Origin of the sequence: Aeromicrobium sp. Root472D3 (assembly GCF_001426485.1) — a bacterium.
GTDB lineage: Bacteria > Actinomycetota > Actinomycetes > Propionibacteriales > Nocardioidaceae > Aeromicrobium.
In genome coordinates, this window is the sequence record NZ_LMET01000001.1 from 748,036 (window position 1) to 763,390 (window position 15,355).

The following is a 15,355-nucleotide window of genomic DNA, read 5'->3' on the forward strand; positions in this document are numbered from 1 at the left end:
TCGACGGCAGGTCGACGACGATGCACGGTGAGTACAAGGTCTCGGGCGGCAAGCTCGTGGTGGCCGACCTGGAGGTCGTCGACGGAGCCATCCGGGACGTCGTCCTGAGCGGTGACTTCTTCCTGGAGCCCGACGAGGCACTGGGTCACATGTCCGAGGCGCTCGAGGGCCTGCCCGCGGACGCGAGTCTCGGCTCGCTGGTCGAGACGGTCGACCGCGCACGGGGCGACGCCGTCATGGTGGGCTTCGACCCGCCCGCCGTGGCCCACGCGGTGCTGCGGGCGCTGGGACGTTCGACGGCGTGGCACGACCACTCGTTCGAGCTGCTCGAGGCCGGGCACCAGCACCCGGCGATGCAGATGGCGATCGACGAGGTCGTCGCGCGCCAGGTCGGTGACGGCCTGCGGAGCCCGACGCTCCGGGTCTGGGAGTGGGCGTCGAACGCCGTCATCATCGGCTCGTTCCAGTCGTTGTCGAACGAGGTCGACGTCGAGGCGGCGACCCGGCACGAGGCGACGGTCGTGCGGCGGATCTCCGGTGGCGGTGCGATGTTCGTCGAGCCCGGCAACACCATCACGTACTCGCTGTACGTGCCGGCGACCTTGGTCGAAGGGCTGTCGTTCGCCGACTCGTACGCATTTCTGGACGCCTGGGTCATCCGGGCGCTGCGAGAGCTCGGAGTCGAGGCGACCTACGTGCCGCTCAACGACATCGCGTCGCCGCTGGGCAAGATCGGCGGGGCCGCGCAGAAGCGGCTCGCGAGCGGAGTCGTCCTCCACCACGTGACGATGTCGTACGACATGGACGCAGCCGCGATGCTCGACATCTTGCGCATCGGCCGCGAGAAGCTCAGCGACAAGGGGCACGTCAGTGCCGCCAAGCGGGTCGACCCGATCCGTAGCCAGACCGGCATGAGCCGCGCAGACGTCGTGTCGGCGATGCTCGGCCACTTCGAGGCCAGCTACGGCCTGACCACGGTGCAGATCGACGACACGACGCTGGAGCAGGCGAGCGCGCTCGCGGTGTCGAAGTACCAGGATCCGGGCTGGACGGCCCGGGTCCCCTGACACCGCCCGCGGGCAGCCGGCTCAGTCGCGCAGCTGGGTCTCGAGGACCGAGTTGGGGTGGAAGGCGACCGGGTCGCCGCGGCGGGTCGGACGGATGAGGTCGAAGCCGCCCGTCGTCACGAGCGCCCACGTCAGCGGCGCCTCGGGGTGGCCGAGGTGCCTCCCGCCGATCGGCACGAACAGGTCGAGCGCCTCGTGGGCGCAGTCGAGGTGGACGGGCGGGAACGCGAACAGGCCCGCGTCGGCCTCGTCCGAGCTGCCGATGAAGGCGACCGGACGGGTCAGCGGGTCGCCGCAGATCCCGCACACGCGGCTCAGCGCACACCGGATGGCGCGGCGTTTGACCACCGAGGAGTGGTCGAGCGCCCCGCCGTCGTCCTCGCACGCGAACGGCACGGGGAGCCCGCCGAGCGACGGACGCCCGGCGAGCCCCGCCGTCACACCGACGCCGCGCCCGACCACTTGCCGAGCTCCGAGCGGCGCGTCGGACGCTCGTCGTCGCGCAGGCGTCGCTTCTCGCGGGGTGCGACCGGCGCCGGGTTGTCGCTCGTGCGACGGTTCGGCAGCGACAGCTTCATGATCGTGCGCAGCGTCTGCCCGTACTGCTTGTAGAGCGGTCCGGTCGTGTACGGGATGTCGTAGCGCTTGCAGATGTCCTTGACCTTGACCGAGATCGCCGCGTAGCGGTTGCTGGGCAGGTCGGGGAACAGGTGGTGCTCGATCTGGTAGCCGAGCTGGCCGCTCATGAGGTGCAGGAACTTCCCGCCGTCGAAGTTGGCCGAGCCGAGCATCTGGCGCAGGTACCACTCGGCGCGCGTCTCGTCCTCGAGCTCCTCCTCCGTGAAGTGCACGGCACCGTCGGGGAAGTGGCCGCAGAAGATGATCATGTACGACCAGAAGTTGCGCATGATGTTGGCCGTGAAGTTGGCGGTCAGCGTCTGCAGGAAGAACGGCCCGGTCAGCGCGGGGAACATGACGTAGTCCTTCAACGCCTGCTTGCCGATCTTGTCGCCGATCTGCTTGAGCTGCTTCTTCAGCAGCTTCGGGTCCTTCTCGCCCTTGCGGATCGACTCGATGTCGAGGTCGTGCAGCGCGACCCCGTACTCGAAGAAGGCGGCGAGCATGAAGTTGTAGATCGGCTGGCCGAGGTTGTACGGCGTCCACTTCTGGTCGCGCGACATGCGCAGGATCCCGTAGCCGACGTCGTTGTCGTGGCCGAGCACGTTGGTGAACTGGTGGTGGATGTAGTTGTGCGAGTGCTTCCACTGCTCGGCGGGCTGGGTCGTGTCCCACTCCCAGTTGGACGAGTGGATCTCGGGGTCGTTCATCCAGTCCCACTGGCCGTGCATCGTGTTGTGGCCGATCTCCATGTTCTCGAGGATCTTGGCCGAGCCGAGCATCAGCGTGCCGATCAGCCACGCGGGCGGGAAGAAGCTCGCGAAGAGCGTGATGCGGCCGGCGGCGGCGAGCCGGCGCTGCAGCGTGATGACCCGCGTGACGTAGTCGCGGTCGGCCTGGCCCCGGGACGCCTCGACCTCGCGGCGGATCTCGTCGAGCTCGGCGCCGATCGCCTCGATCTCCTCGTCGGACAGGTGGGTGTACTCACGGACGTCTGAGAACGCCATGCTGGTTCTCCTTCGGTGGGTTGGGTCGTGCAGGGGTGCACGTGCGGGAGCACGCGCTGGATGACTAGAGCGACAGGGTGCAGTCGCCGGCGGCGACCGACACGCAGGTCTGGATGTACTCGCCGGGCTCGCCGTGCTCGTCGCCGTTGCGCAGGTCGCGGACGCGGCCGGACGCGAGCGGGACGTCGCACGTGTGGCAGATGCCCATGCGGCAGCCGAACAGCATGTTGACGCCGGCCTTCTCGCCGGCCTCGAGCAGGGTCGTGGCGCCGTCGACGTCGACGGTGGGACCGCCCACGCCGAACGTCACCTCGCCGCCGGCCGCGGAGCCGTCGGCCGTCGCGAGCGTGAACCGCTCGACGTGGATCTGGTCGGACAGCCCGTACGTCTCGTAGTGCTGCGTGAACGCGTCGAGCATGCCGGCGGGTCCGCAGGCCCAGGTGGTGCGCTCGGCCCAGTCGGGGCAGACGTCGTCCAGCTGGTCGGCCGTCAGCATGCCGTCGGCGTCGGTGAACCGCTCGTAGAACGTGAAGCTCTGGTACCGCAGCGCCAGCACCCGCAGCTCGTGGACGAACATCATGTCGTCCTCGTTGCGCGCCGAGTAGACCAGCACGGCGTCGGGGATCGAGTCGCGGCGGTCGAGCGTGCGCAGGATCGACATGACGGGCGTGATGCCGCTGCCGCCCACGAGGAAGAGCATCTTGGCCGGCGGCGGGTCGGGCACCGTGAAGTCGCCCTGGGGCGCGGCGAGCCGCACGATCGTGCCGGGCTCGAGACCGTTGACCAGGTGGTCGGACAGGAAGCCCTCGGGCATCGCCTTGACGGTGATGCTGACGGTCTTGCCCTCGACCAGCGGCACGGACGACAGCGAGTACGAGCGCCAGTGGTAGCGGCCGTCGATCTCGACGCCGATGCCGATGTACTGGCCCGGCGCGTGGTCGAACGTCCAGCCCCAGCCGGGACGGATGACGAGGGTCGCGGCGTTCTCGGTCTCGGGGACGACCTTCTCGACGCGGCCGCGCAGCTCGCGCTGCGACCACAGGGGGTTGATCAGGGCGAGGTAGTCGTCGGGCAGCAGGGGCGTCGTCATGGCCTTGCCGAGCTGACGCAGACGGCGGACCGCCGATGATCGCTCGATGAGTGGTGCGGTCATGGACGTCCCCTTCGGTGTACAAGTGTTCACTAAGGCCTGTAACTCAGAGTGACACTTTGCCTCCGGCTATGCAACAGGACCTGTGTCACGTTCGCAGCGATGATGGAATCATGCGCCCGCTCCATCCCCTCCGCGACCTGAACGAACAAACTCTTCGCCGTCGTACCAGCATCAAGTGGCGGCAGTACCCCGACGACGTCCTGCCCCTGTGGGTCGCCGAGATGGACGTCGTCCCCGACGCGTCGATCAGGGCCGCGCTGACCGCGGCGATCGAGAGCGGCGACACCGGATACCCCCACGGCACGGGGTACGCCGAGGCCCTCGCCGACTTCGCCGCGCGGCGGTGGGGGTGGGACGGTCTCGATCCGTCGCGCACGGCGTACGCGGCCGACGTCATGACCGGGATCGCCGAGGTGCTGCGGCTCGTGTCGGAGCCCGGTGGGCCGGTCGTGGTGAGCCCGCCCGTGTACCCGCCGTTCCTCGACGTCGTCGAGCACGTGGGTCGCGCCGTCGTGGAGGCGCCGCTCGGGGACGACGGCCGTCTCGACCTCGCGGTCCTCGGGGACGCGTTCCGTGCCGCGGCGGGCCGCGCCACCTACCTGCTGTGCAACCCGCACAACCCGACCGCCGTCACGCACACCGCGGACGAGCTGGCGGCCGTCGCGTCCCTCGCCCGCGAGCACGGCGTGCGGGTCGTGGCCGACGAGATCCACGGCCCGCTCGTGCCCGACGGCTTCGTCCCCTACCTGTCGGTCGCCGGCGCGGAGGACGCGTTCGTCGTCACGTCGGCGTCCAAGGCGTGGAACCTGGCGGGTCTCAAGGCGGCGGTGGTCGTCGCGGGTCCCGAGGCCTCCGCCGACCTGGCGCGGCTGCCGGAGATCGTCTCGCACGGACCGAGCCACCTCGGCGTGCTCGCCCACACCGTGGCCCTGCGCGACGGCGTCCCCTGGCTCGACGCCGTCGTGGCCGACCTGGCCGACAACCGTCGGCTGCTGGGCGACCTGCTCGACGAGCACCTGCCCGACGTGCGCTGGGCGCGGGGGTCGGCGACGTATTTGGCCTGGCTCGACTGCCGGGCGCTCGGCCTCGGCGACGACCCGGCGGCGTTCTTCCTCGAGCACGCCCGGGTCGCGCTCAACTCCGGTCCCACGTTCGGATCCGGTGGCGCAGGGCACGTCAGACTGAACTTCGCGACGTCGCCACCCCTTCTCGACGACGCGATCCGTCGCATGGCCCACGCGCTCGAGGTCCGTTCGGACTAGACCACCTGGCCCGGTCGGGTGGTTCTGCCCCGACCGCTCGCCCCGCCCCTCGCGGTGCTCCTACGATCGCGTCGGGAGAGATGTCATGGAGTGGACGAGCACGAGGGTGGGGCGGGCGCTGCGGGCGCTGCCGCCGCTGACGACCGCGACGGCGGCGATGTACGGCAGCGGGGCGGTGCTGCTCGTGGCGGGAGCCGTGTGGTGGACGCCCGGCAAGAACCCCCGAGGGGTCATCGCCGCGCTGGCGCTCGTGGCCGTCCTGATGTTCGTGTGGACGCTCGCACGGGGCGCGCGGTTCACGGTCGACGAGGCCCTCGCCATGACGGTCGTCCAGCTCGCGATCGTCGGCTGCCTGACGTGGACGACCCACCTGATGCTGGGCGCCTTCGCGAACGGCACGATCCTGCCGATCGTCGGCGTCTACACGATCTGGTTCCTGCGACCCGTGGTCGGACGCGTCGTGCTCTACGCGGGGGCGCTCTGGTGGCTCGTCGCCGTGCTGCACCACGACCGTCCGACGCTCGTGCCGTTCGCGGCGTCGGTGCTGATCCAGACGGTCGTCGCGACCGAGGTGTTCGCGCGCGTCAAGGCACGGATGGACCGCCTCGCCCGCACCGACCCGCTGACGGGCACGCTCAACCGGCGCGGGATCACCGAGGTGCTGGCCCGCGAGCTGGCCCGGGCCACGCGTCGTCAGCGGCCCATCTCGGTCGTCGCGATCGACCTCGACGGTCTGCGCGAGGTCAACAACGCCCACGGGCACGGCGCGGGCGACGACATGCTCGCCGCCGTCACGCGGCACTGGATCGGCGGCGTGCGCCAGCACGACTCGGTCGGTCGCACGGGCGGTGACGAGTTCCTGCTCGTGCTGCCCGAGACGACGATCGAGCAGGCCCGGGCGATCGTCGACCGGCTCAGGGCGGGCTCGCCGGGCGCGTGGTCGGCCGGGGTCGCGATGGCCAAGCCCGAGGACTCGGCCGAGTCGATGCTGGAGCGGGCCGACACCCGCCTCTACGACGCCAAGGCGTCGCGGCAGGGCGTCTGAGGCGTCCGGCTCCCTGACGTGCCCCGTCGGTCGATCCGACCTAGCGTGAGGACATGAGCGACGCACCCGATGCCCACCACGTACGACCCCCCGACGTCAGCGACGCGACGGTCGAGGCGCTCGGCAAGCTGAGCGAGGCGCTCGAGACCGTCGAGGAGGCCCGCGGGCACCTGTACGCCTTCCACCGCCGGTGCGGCACCGCCGACCTGGCGCTGGGCGAGGCCGTCGACCTGCTGCGCGAGGCGGGGCACGCCGACGTCGCCGACTCGATCGAGACCGACCTGGTGGGCCGCAACATCCTCGAGGGGCGGTGGTCGTTCCAGGTCGTCGAGGAGTACGACGCGGGCTACTACGCGGCCTTCGCCGAGCACGAGCGCGCGGCGCGCGACCGGCTGGCGGCGGGCCGCCGGCACCTGTTCGAGGCGGAGATGAAGGAGGACCGGCGCACGCACGGCCGGCGGCACCACGAGGCGACGCCCGGCACTTCAGCAGATTCTCAGTGATCGGCCCGATTGAGGCCCCGCAGCCCGGGGTACCGCGCCAGCAGTCGACGAAAGGAGCCCCCCATGGGACTCGGTGACAAGATCAGCAACGCGGCCGAAGACGCCAAGGGCAAGATCAAGGAAGCCACCGGCAAGGCGACCGACGACGAGTCGCTCGAGGCCGAGGGCAAGGGCGACCAGACCAAGTCTGACGTCAAGAAGGCCGGCGAGAACATCAAGGACGCCTTCAAGAGCTGAAGTCGTTCCCGAGACGGGCGCACCGACCACACGCTGGTCGGGCGCCCGTCTCCTGCGTCCGGGGGGCGTGCGACGGGGTGTCAGTGGCCCGCGGCGTCGAGCGCGTCGGCCTCCGCGAGGGTCGGCGCCGACCCGCCGAGCCGAGCCGGGACCCAGTCGGCCCCGGCCGGGTGGTCGCCGTAGGCGTCCTGCACCTCGTGCAGCAGCGCGTTCATGGCGGCGTGCAGCGTCTCGGTCAGCTGCTCGGGCGTCCCCGCCGGCGGCACGGGCTCGCCCAGCGCCACCATGACGGGCGTGCCGGTGCGGCCCCAGTGCTTCGCCGCGCCCTTCGGCGCGATGCGCTGCGAGCCCCAGACGATGCACGGGACGATCGGCACGTCGGCCTCGAGCGCCATCCGGGCCGCTCCCGTCTTGAGCCGCTTGATCTCGTAGCTGCGGCTGATCGTCGCCTCGGGGTAGATGCCGACGACCTCGCCGGTTCGCAGCTCCTCGACGGCCGCGAGGTACGCGTCGTGACCGGCCGACCGGTCGACGGGGATCACGCGGCAGCCCCACATGAGCCAGCGGACGACGGGGTTGCGCCGCAGCTCGACCTTGCCCATGAAGCGGATCAGGCGGCGGTCGACGTCGCGGACGCTGATGCCCAGGTACGTGAAGTCGACGTAGCTCGTGTGGTTGATCGCCAGCACGGCGCCGCCCTCGGCCGGCAGGCGCTCGCGGCCGACGCGCACGGTGCGGTGCCCGCCGAAGGCGTTGACGCCCCGGAACATCAGCACCAGCAGACCGTAGATCACAGCGCGTCCAGGATCTCCAGCGTCTGGGCCCACGCGCGCGAGGCCGGGTCGATGACGACGAAGTGGTCGCCCTCGACCTCGGTGAGGGTCGCGTCGGCACCCGCGGCCGTCGCCCGCTCGACGTAGCCGGTCGACTGGCTCAGCGGCACCGTGGTGTCGTCGGTGCCGTGGACGCAGCGCACGGGGACGCCCAGCGGCACGAGGGCCGCCGGGTCGGCCTCGGCGTAGCGGTCGTCGACCGTGCCGCCCATGAAGCGCTGCACCGCGCCCGAGCCGAGGTCGGCGGCGATCGCCGCGGCGAGGTCGAGCACGCCGGCCTGCGAGACCGCCGCCGTCACGGGCACGGCGGGCGACGTCCAGCGCTCGTCGGTCAGCCGCGGGCGTCCGGCTGCCCAGACGGCCAGGTGGCCGCCGGCGGAGTGACCGAGGGTCACGACCTTCGCGGTGTCGACCCCGTCGACCTCGGCGAGCCGGTCGATCGCCGCGGCGACGTCGTCGAACGTCTCGGGCCAGCCGCCGCCGTTGCCGACCCGCCGGTACTCGACGTTGTAGGCCGTCCAGCCCTCCGCGACCAGCGACGTCGCCAGGGGGCGACCGAGCGACAGGTCGTACTGGTCGCGCCAGAATCCACCGTGGATCACGACCACGACGCCCTTCGACGACCCGGACGGCCGGGTGAGCTCGGCCCGCTGCGACGGGTCGTCGCCGTACCTGATGACCTCCACGCGGGTCTCCCGTCCACCGTCGTCGTCCGTGCCGCCCCGCCCCGAGCAGGCCGCGGCGAGGGCGCCGAGCGCCAAGGTCGCGAGTGCGCTGCGTCGGTCCACGGTGCCAGTCAAGGCGAGCGCGGGGTCCACCGCCACCCGAACCGGTCGGGACACGTCGTCGCGACCGATAGAATCAGGGCTCGGTCGAGCCCGTGGAAGGAGGACCCGTGGACGTCCATGATCTCGACCGGTACCTCCTGGTGGGCGCGGCCGTCCTGATCCTCGCGATCCTCGCGGTGCGGCTGTCGGTCAGCATCGGGCTCCCGTCGCTGCTGGTGTACCTCGGCCTGGGGCTCGTGCTGGGCAGCTCGGGCCTCGGCATCGAGTTCGCCGACGTCGAGCTCGCCCACGCGCTGGGCTTCGGCGGCCTCGTCCTGATCCTGGCCGAGGGCGGACTCACCACCAAGTGGGAGCACGTCCGGCCCAATCTCGGCTACGGCCTGCTGCTGGCGACGCTGGGGTCCGCGATCAGCGTCCTGGTCGTGGCCCTGGGGGCCCACCTGCTGCTGGGCATGGACTGGGAGCTCGCGGTGCTGATCGCGGCGGTGCTGACGCCGACCGACGCCGCCGCGGTGTTCTCGGTGCTGCGCACCGTGCCCCTGAAGTCGTCCGTGACGGGCTCGCTCGAGGCGGAGTCGGGGCTCAACGACGCCCCGATCGTCGTGCTCGTCGTCGCGATCAGCGCCGGCGAGGTGGCCGACAAGGGCATCGGCTACCTGATCGGGCTCATCGTGTTCGAGCTGGTCGTCGGCGCCGCCATCGGCATCGCGATCGGCTGGCTCGGCGGGTACCTGCTGCGCCGGGTCGCGCTCCCGGCGTCCGGTCTCTACCCGCTGGTGGTCTTCGCCTTCGCGGTGCTGGCGTACGGCGCGGCAGCCGGCATCCACGCGAGCGGCTTCGCGGCGGTCTACGTCGCGGCCCTGATCCTCGGCAACGCCGAGCTGCCGCACCGCACCGCCACGCGCTCGTTCGTCGAGGGCATCGGCTGGTTGGCGCAGATCGGCCTGTTCGTCATGCTGGGCCTCCTGGCGAGCCCCGACGAGCTGCAGTGGTGGCACGTCTGGCACGGGCTCGTGGTGGGCGCCATCCTGACGTTCGTCGCACGCCCCCTGACGGTCATGGCGTGTGCCGTGTGGTTCGGCCGCAGCCCGCGCGAGCAGGTGTTCGTCGGCTGGGCCGGTCTGCGGGGCGCGGTGCCGATCGTCCTGGCGACGATCCCGCTGTCGGCGCAGGTGCCGGGATCGCGCGACCTGTTCAACGTCGTCTTCGTGGCCGTCGTGATCTACACGCTGCTGCAGGCCGCGCCGCTGGCCCAGCTCGCGGCCGCCTGCGGCGTGCTGACCGACGAGGCACGCGACGTCGAGGTCGAGGCCGCACCGCTCGAGCGGGTCTCGGCCGACCTGCTGCAGATCCGGGTGCCGACGGGATCGCGTCTGGCCGGCGTCGAGGTCGGCGAGCTGCGGCTGCCGGTGGGGGCGTCGATCTCGCTGATCGTCCGCGACGACCGCACGTTCGTGCCGCACCGCACCGACCGGATCGCCGTCAGGGACGACCTGCTGGTCGTGGCGGAGCGCTCGGTGCGCGAGGAGGCCGAGGCGCGGCTGCGCGCCGTGGGCCGCTACGGACGTCTGGCCGGCTGGGGCCGCGACTCCCGCTGACCCGCGGTGCGGGCGGGGTCAGGCGAGCGGGACGACCGGCACGCAGACCGTCATGTCGGTCGCGCTGGTGGTCGACGTCGCGGCGCCGGTCTTGAGGCCGCGGTAGCGGTCGCCGACGACGACGATGATGCCGTCCTCGACCGTGATGTCGGGGGCGGCGTACTCGACCTTGTCCTTGAACTGCGCGGCGACCAGGGCCACGCGGGGGTCGTCGGGGGTGTCGGTGAGGATCGCGACGCGTCGCGGTGCCGCGGCGCTGTCGCTGTTGCCGATCTGACCGCCGCGGAAGCCGTTGGCCTGCAGCTCGATCAGCGCGCGGTTGGCCAGGCCCGAGCGCGACGAGGCGTTGAAGACGTTGACCGTGATGACGTTGCTGTCGATCGGGTTGCCGGCCGTGATGACCTCGTTCCTGCAGGTCGGGGCGGCCTCGACGGCATCGCCGGTGCTCGCGGTCAGCAGCCGGAAGCCGACGACTCCTCCGAGCAGGAACACGGCGGTGGCGACCGTCAGGGTCAGGACTCTCATACCGGTTCTCATACGTGCTTGCCGATCGTGTGGACGCGGGCGTGGAGCATGTTGCGCTGCTGCAGGGCCGCGCGCAGGGCGCGGTGCAGCCCGTCCTCGAGGAACAGCTCGCCCCGCCAGCTGACGACGTGCGCGAACAGGTCGCCGAAGTAGGTCGAGTCGTCGTCGAGCAGGTGCTCGAGGTCGAGCGTGGTCTTGGTGGTCGTGAGATCGTCCAGACGCACCTGGGAGGGGGAGATCTCGGCCCACGAGCTCTGCGTCAGCCCGTGCTCCGGATAGGGGCGCCCCTCGCTCACCCTCCTGAAGATCACCGGATCAGTGTAAGCAGTCGGACCGCCGCCCGGCGGTAACCTGACGCCATGACGACGAGTGAGGACGCCCAGGCCGCTGCGGACGAGGCGGCGCGGGCCGCAGCCGACGCGCTCGCGGCCGCGCAGGCGGCGCAGCAGCGGGCCGACGAGCTCGCGGCCGCCGCGGCCGATGCGAGGGCGTCCGCCGCCGCGAGCGCCCCGACGACGTCCGACCCGGCGGCGTCCGACCCGGCGGCGGGGTCGCAGATCGCCGACCTCGTGCGGGCCGGCTACGCCTTCGACGGCGTCGCGATCGAGATGGGGGCCCTGCTCGTCGGTACGCCGCCCGACCTGGTGCCCGTCCCGTCGGCGCCGGTGCGCATCCCGCTGGCGATGCTCAACCGCCACGGCCTCGTCGCGGGGGCGACCGGCACGGGCAAGACCAAGACGCTGCAGGTGCTGGCCGAGCAGATCTCGGCCAACGGCGTGCCGGTCTTCGCGGCCGACATCAAGGGGGACCTCTCCGGCATCGCGACGGCCGGGAAGCCCGACGACGCGCTGCTGGCGCGGACGCGGAGCGTCGGCCAGGACTGGCAGCCCGTCGCCTCGCCGACCGAGTACTACGCGCTCGGCGGCGTCGGCACGGGGCTGCCGGTGCGGGCCACGATCGACGCGTTCGGGCCGACGCTGCTGGCCAAGGTGCTGGGGCTCAACGCGACGCAGGAGTCGTCGCTCGGCCTGGTGTTCCACTACGCCCGGTCGGCCTCGCTGCCGCTGGTCGACCTCGGCGACCTGCGCGACGTCCTGACCCACCTGACCGGCGACGCCGGCAAGGCCGAGCTCAAGGCGCTCGGCGGGCTGTCGTCCGCGACGGTCGGGGTCATCCTGCGCGAGCTGATCGGCTTCGCCGACGAGGGGGCCGACGACTTCTTCGGCCAGCCCGAGATCGTGGTGTCCGACTTCCTGCGCACGGCGCCCGACGGCCGCGGCATCGTGTCGCTGCTCGAGGTGCCCGGCGTCCAGGACAAGCCGGCGCTGTTCTCGACGTTCCTGATGTACCTGCTGCGCCGCCTGTTCGAGGAGCTGCCCGAGGTCGGCGACTCCGACAAGCCCAAGCTGGTGTTCTTCTTCGACGAGGCGCACCTGCTGTTCGCCGACGCGTCCGACGACTTCCTCGAGACGATCACGCAGACCGTGCGGCTCATCCGCTCCAAGGGCGTCGGCATCTTCTTCGTGACGCAGACGCCCAAGGACGTCCCGGGCGACGTGCTGGCCCAGCTGGGCTCGCGCGTGCAGCACCAGCTGCGGGCCCACACGCCCGACGCCGCCAAGGCGCTGCGGGCCACCGTCTCGACGTACCCGACCACGTCGTACGACCTCGAGGAGGTGCTGACGTCGCTCGGCATCGGTGAGGCGATCGTCACGGTCATGAGCGACCGCGGCGCCCCCACGCCGGTCGCGTGGACGCGGCTGCGCGCGCCGCAGGGCTCGATGCAGCCCACGCCGTCCGACCAGGTCGCCGCCGCCGTGGCGGGCTCGCCGCTGCTCGCCCGGTACGGCGCGGCGATCGATCCCCGCTCGGCCAGCGAGATCCTCGGCGAGCAGGGGGCGGCGCAGGCCGATCGCGCGGCCGAGGACGCGCGCGTGCGCAAGGAGGCCGACCGGCTCGAGAAGCAGGCGCCCCGGCGGGCGCCGCGATCGTCCTCGCGCTCGCGCTCGCGCAGGATGTCGCCGGTCGACCGCGCGGTGGGCGAGGCCAGCCGCACGATCGCGCGCGAGCTCGTCAAGAACCTGTTCAGGCGTCGGAGGTGACAGGCAGTATCGTGTTCTGAATCGCACGACCGGGGTACTCGGGGAAGAATTCCGGGCGAACCCCGGTTGCCTGAGGGGTAACACCTCAGCAGAATCGACACGGGACGAGTCACCTGGGCCTCGTCCGCACGTGTGAGACCAGGTGCCACAGGAGGCGCGATGGCGCAGACGACACAGCAGGCGCAGAGCGTCGCGCGATCCCGCACGGCTGCGCTGCTGCCCGTCGTCGGTCGTGCCGGCGTCGAGATCGCGCTGATCGCGGTGCTCTACGTCGGGTACGTCGTGTCGCGGACGTTCGCCGACACCGCGTTCGCCCCGGCCCGCGGCCGCGCCCTCGACATCCTGACGTTCGAGAAGTCGTGGCGCATCGACATCGAGTCGTGGCTCAACGACATCTTCTTCGCGCACGACTGGATCGGCGTGGCGAGCAGCTACTGGTACGCCACGACCCACTACTTCGTGACGCTCGGCGTGCTGGTGTGGCTCTACCGCCGCAGCCGCCCCCTGTACGTCACGGCGCGTCGCGCGCTGGTGCTCGCGTCGCTGATCGGTCTGTCGTTCTACCTGCTGATGCCGACGGCACCGCCGCGGCTGGTGCAGTACGGCTACCACGACATCCTCAGCCTGCACTCGAACATCGGGTGGTGGAGCCAGAACGGCTCGGCGCCCAAGGGCATGGGCGACATCACCAACGACCTGGCCGCGTTCCCGTCGCTGCACGCGGGTTGGTCGCTGTGGGTCGCGATCGTGCTGATCATGGCCGGCGTGCCGAGGATCGTGCAGCTGATCGGCCTGGCCTACGCGTTCATGATGTCGGTCGTCATCATCGGCACCGGCAACCACTGGGTCGTCGACGCGGTCGTGGGCTGGATGGTCGTCCTGGTCGCGTTCGGTCTCGTCACGGCGTGGGAGCGCGGACGCGGGTCCGGCTCGCACGACGACGAGCCGGACGAGGCAATCGGCGTCCGCTAGGACGCGCCGACGTGCGTCCCGGCCCGCGGGCGGGAGCGGAAGATCACGACGGCGAGCAGGACGGCCGAGAGCGCTGCGAGGATCAGCCAGGGGGCCCAGCCGAGCTTCGGCTCCCACAGCGCGTCGGGGAAGTACCACACGTCGCCGCCCCGACCGACGGCATAGCGGCGGCCGTTCCAGTAGATCGACACGGCCTGCGAGGCGCCCACGAGCACCGCGACGACGCCGAACATCCGCCGGGCCGCGACGACGCTGACGCGCGTGAGCCGTTCGGCGAACACCGCTCCGGCGAAGATCAGCACGAAGGTCAGCGCGGGCAGGAGGTGACGACCCTGACCGTTGACGCCCAAGGGGTAGTAGCCGCTGGCGTAGACGCTGAAGGCCAGCAGCCAGACGCCCACGAACGCCGCGAGGAGCGTCCAGATCTCGCGGCGCCGCCCGAGCAGGAGGGCGCCGCCCAGCAGCACGACCCACATCGCGACCCACAGGCCCACGACCGGCCGCGGCGCAGGCGTGTCGAGCCAGCCGAACAGGCCGATGCTCGAGTCGATCAGCGGGTAGGCGCTGGCGAGGAACGGCTCCACGGCGCCCGGGGCCAGCACCGTGCCGGTGCCTGCGGGGTGGTCGAAGGTGAGCTCGTACCAGCCGGTGAGCGCGCCGGCGGCGATCAGCCCGAGCGACGCGACGATGAACGACGGTGACCGCGTCACGAGCAGGTGGCGCACCCGCGACCAGCCCAGCGTCACGAGCATCAGGATCAGCAGCGCGGCGAGCACGAGCGCGCCCAGCTGACGACTCAGGGCGAGCACGACACCGACCCCCAGGAGGGTCCAGTGCGTGGCCGGGACCTGGACCGACTCGGGGCGCAGCACCGCCGCCGTGACGATCGACGCGACCGCCACGGCGGACGTGATCTCGATGCCGCTGGGGTTCAGCGACCCCGTGATGAAGACGGCCACGGGAGTCATGGCGGCCACCGTGCCGAGGATCGCTCCGCGACCCAGCCACTTGATCAGGTGGGCGGTCCCCACCATCAGGAGCCCGGCGCTCATCAGGGCGACGGCGATGCGGCCGAGGATGAAGGCCTGCGCCGGCGTCGACCCGAGGTGGGCGGCGATGCCGATCGGCACGTACGTGAACGGCGGGTAGGCGCCGACCTCGGTGGGCACCTCGACGTCGCCGACGTCCTTCGGCAGGGCGTTGGGCTGGCAGTCGGCGGTGATGTCGGTGTAGTACGCGAAGCACGTCATGCCGCGCTTCGGCACGAGCCGCGACGGGACGTCGTAGATGCGGATCGTCGAGTTGTTGCGGTTCTCGAGCGTCGGCTCGTCGGGGACGGGGGGCCCGGCCTCGCCGAACTGGAAGTCGCCGTTGCCGAGCGCCTTGACGATGTGCAGCGTCTCGTCGGGGGCGGCCGCGGGCGGGTTGCTGAGGGCCCACGACAGGCTCAGCAGGAGGTAGGGCACCACCAGGAGGCCCGCGAGTCGCCAGTGGCGGGTGCGCGGCGCGGCCTCCGGTGCCGGCGCGGTGGCCTCCTCGTCGGGCGTCCCGTCGTCGAGTCGACTCGTCGTCACTGGTGCTCCTTGCCGGGGCGGATGGTGTCGGGGCACGGTATCAAGCGACAGGCTGCAGCTCTCCCGCGCCG

General features: G+C 71.5%; 16 protein-coding genes. 8 read left to right on the forward strand and 8 right to left on the reverse strand.

Annotation, left to right across the window (positions count from 1 at the left end; translation table 11 throughout):
* Positions 1-20 precede the first annotated feature (20 nt).
* On the forward strand, positions 21-1,067 hold the full coding sequence (locus tag ASD10_RS03715; RefSeq protein ID WP_056604841.1) for a biotin/lipoate A/B protein ligase family protein: 1,047 nt from the start codon (positions 21-23) through the stop codon (positions 1,065-1,067).
* Between the two features lie 21 nt (positions 1,068-1,088).
* Here ASD10_RS03715 and ASD10_RS03720 read toward each other — a convergent pair whose 3' ends face one another.
* The 3 genes from ASD10_RS03720 to ASD10_RS03730 form a co-directional block, all read right to left on the reverse strand.
* On the reverse strand, positions 1,089-1,508 hold the full coding sequence (locus ASD10_RS03720; RefSeq protein WP_235501748.1) for a hypothetical protein: 420 nt from the start codon (positions 1,506-1,508) through the stop codon (positions 1,089-1,091).
* Entirely contained in the window at positions 1,505-2,692 is a 1,188-nt protein-coding gene (locus ASD10_RS03725) for a fatty acid desaturase (protein WP_056604848.1), read from the reverse strand. The genes ASD10_RS03720 and ASD10_RS03725 overlap by 4 nt, the downstream gene beginning before the upstream one ends.
* 64 nt (positions 2,693-2,756) lie before the next feature.
* Positions 2,757-3,845 (reverse strand): ferredoxin reductase, encoded by a 1,089-nt coding sequence (locus ASD10_RS03730; RefSeq protein WP_056604851.1) that lies wholly within the window; start codon positions 3,843-3,845, stop codon positions 2,757-2,759.
* A gap of 110 nt (positions 3,846-3,955) precedes the next feature.
* Between ASD10_RS03730 and ASD10_RS03735 the strand changes: the two genes are divergently transcribed.
* From ASD10_RS03735 to ASD10_RS18255, 4 genes are all read left to right on the forward strand, one after another.
* On the forward strand, positions 3,956-5,107 hold the full coding sequence (locus ASD10_RS03735; protein WP_056604853.1) for a MalY/PatB family protein: 1,152 nt from the start codon (positions 3,956-3,958) through the stop codon (positions 5,105-5,107).
* An 85-nt stretch (positions 5,108-5,192) separates the two neighbouring features.
* The gene (locus tag ASD10_RS03740; RefSeq protein WP_056604856.1) at positions 5,193-6,152 is read left to right on the forward strand and encodes a diguanylate cyclase; all 960 of its coding nucleotides are present in this window, start codon (positions 5,193-5,195) and stop codon (positions 6,150-6,152) included.
* 53 nt (positions 6,153-6,205) lie between these two features.
* On the forward strand, positions 6,206-6,655 hold the full coding sequence (locus tag ASD10_RS03745) for a hypothetical protein (RefSeq protein WP_056604858.1): 450 nt from the start codon (positions 6,206-6,208) through the stop codon (positions 6,653-6,655).
* Between the two features lie 63 nt (positions 6,656-6,718).
* Positions 6,719-6,892, forward strand: coding sequence for a CsbD family protein (locus ASD10_RS18255; protein WP_082556003.1), 174 nt, complete (start codon positions 6,719-6,721; stop codon positions 6,890-6,892).
* A gap of 80 nt (positions 6,893-6,972) precedes the next feature.
* Here the strand turns inward: ASD10_RS18255 and ASD10_RS03750 are convergent, their stop codons facing one another.
* Entirely contained in the window at positions 6,973-7,662 is a 690-nt protein-coding gene (locus ASD10_RS03750) for a 1-acyl-sn-glycerol-3-phosphate acyltransferase (protein ID WP_056609835.1), read from the reverse strand.
* Between the two features lie 20 nt (positions 7,663-7,682).
* Positions 7,683-8,513 (reverse strand): S9 family peptidase, encoded by an 831-nt coding sequence (locus ASD10_RS03755; protein ID WP_082556004.1) that lies wholly within the window; start codon positions 8,511-8,513, stop codon positions 7,683-7,685.
* A 107-nt stretch (positions 8,514-8,620) separates the two neighbouring features.
* Between ASD10_RS03755 and ASD10_RS03760 the strand changes: the two genes are divergently transcribed.
* Positions 8,621-10,111 (forward strand): potassium/proton antiporter, encoded by a 1,491-nt coding sequence (locus tag ASD10_RS03760; RefSeq protein WP_056604861.1) that lies wholly within the window; start codon positions 8,621-8,623, stop codon positions 10,109-10,111.
* 18 nt (positions 10,112-10,129) lie between these two features.
* On the opposite strand, the gene ASD10_RS03765 is transcribed toward ASD10_RS03760, so the two are convergent.
* Positions 10,130-10,636 carry a LytR C-terminal domain-containing protein gene (locus ASD10_RS03765; RefSeq protein WP_056604864.1) on the reverse strand — a complete coding sequence of 169 codons (507 nt, stop codon included), beginning with the start codon at positions 10,634-10,636 and terminating at the stop codon, positions 10,130-10,132.
* A gap of 8 nt (positions 10,637-10,644) precedes the next feature.
* Positions 10,645-10,947 (reverse strand): type II toxin-antitoxin system VapB family antitoxin, encoded by a 303-nt coding sequence (locus tag ASD10_RS03770; RefSeq protein ID WP_056604867.1) that lies wholly within the window; start codon positions 10,945-10,947, stop codon positions 10,645-10,647.
* A gap of 48 nt (positions 10,948-10,995) precedes the next feature.
* Here ASD10_RS03770 and ASD10_RS03775 point away from each other — a divergent pair, with 48 nt between their 5' ends.
* Together ASD10_RS03775 and ASD10_RS03780 are read left to right on the forward strand one after the other, a co-directional pair.
* Positions 10,996-12,738 carry a helicase HerA-like domain-containing protein gene (locus ASD10_RS03775; RefSeq protein ID WP_056604869.1) on the forward strand — a complete coding sequence of 581 codons (1,743 nt, stop codon included), beginning with the start codon at positions 10,996-10,998 and terminating at the stop codon, positions 12,736-12,738.
* A 159-nt stretch (positions 12,739-12,897) separates the two neighbouring features.
* The gene (locus tag ASD10_RS03780; protein ID WP_056604872.1) at positions 12,898-13,710 is read left to right on the forward strand and encodes a phosphatase PAP2 family protein; all 813 of its coding nucleotides are present in this window, start codon (positions 12,898-12,900) and stop codon (positions 13,708-13,710) included.
* Here the strand turns inward: ASD10_RS03780 and ASD10_RS03785 are convergent.
* Positions 13,707-15,284, reverse strand: coding sequence for a DUF2142 domain-containing protein (locus tag ASD10_RS03785; RefSeq protein ID WP_056604878.1), 1,578 nt, complete (start codon positions 15,282-15,284; stop codon positions 13,707-13,709). The two genes, ASD10_RS03780 and ASD10_RS03785, sit on opposite strands and share 4 nt — an antisense overlap.
* Between the last annotated feature and the right edge of the window lie 71 nt (positions 15,285-15,355).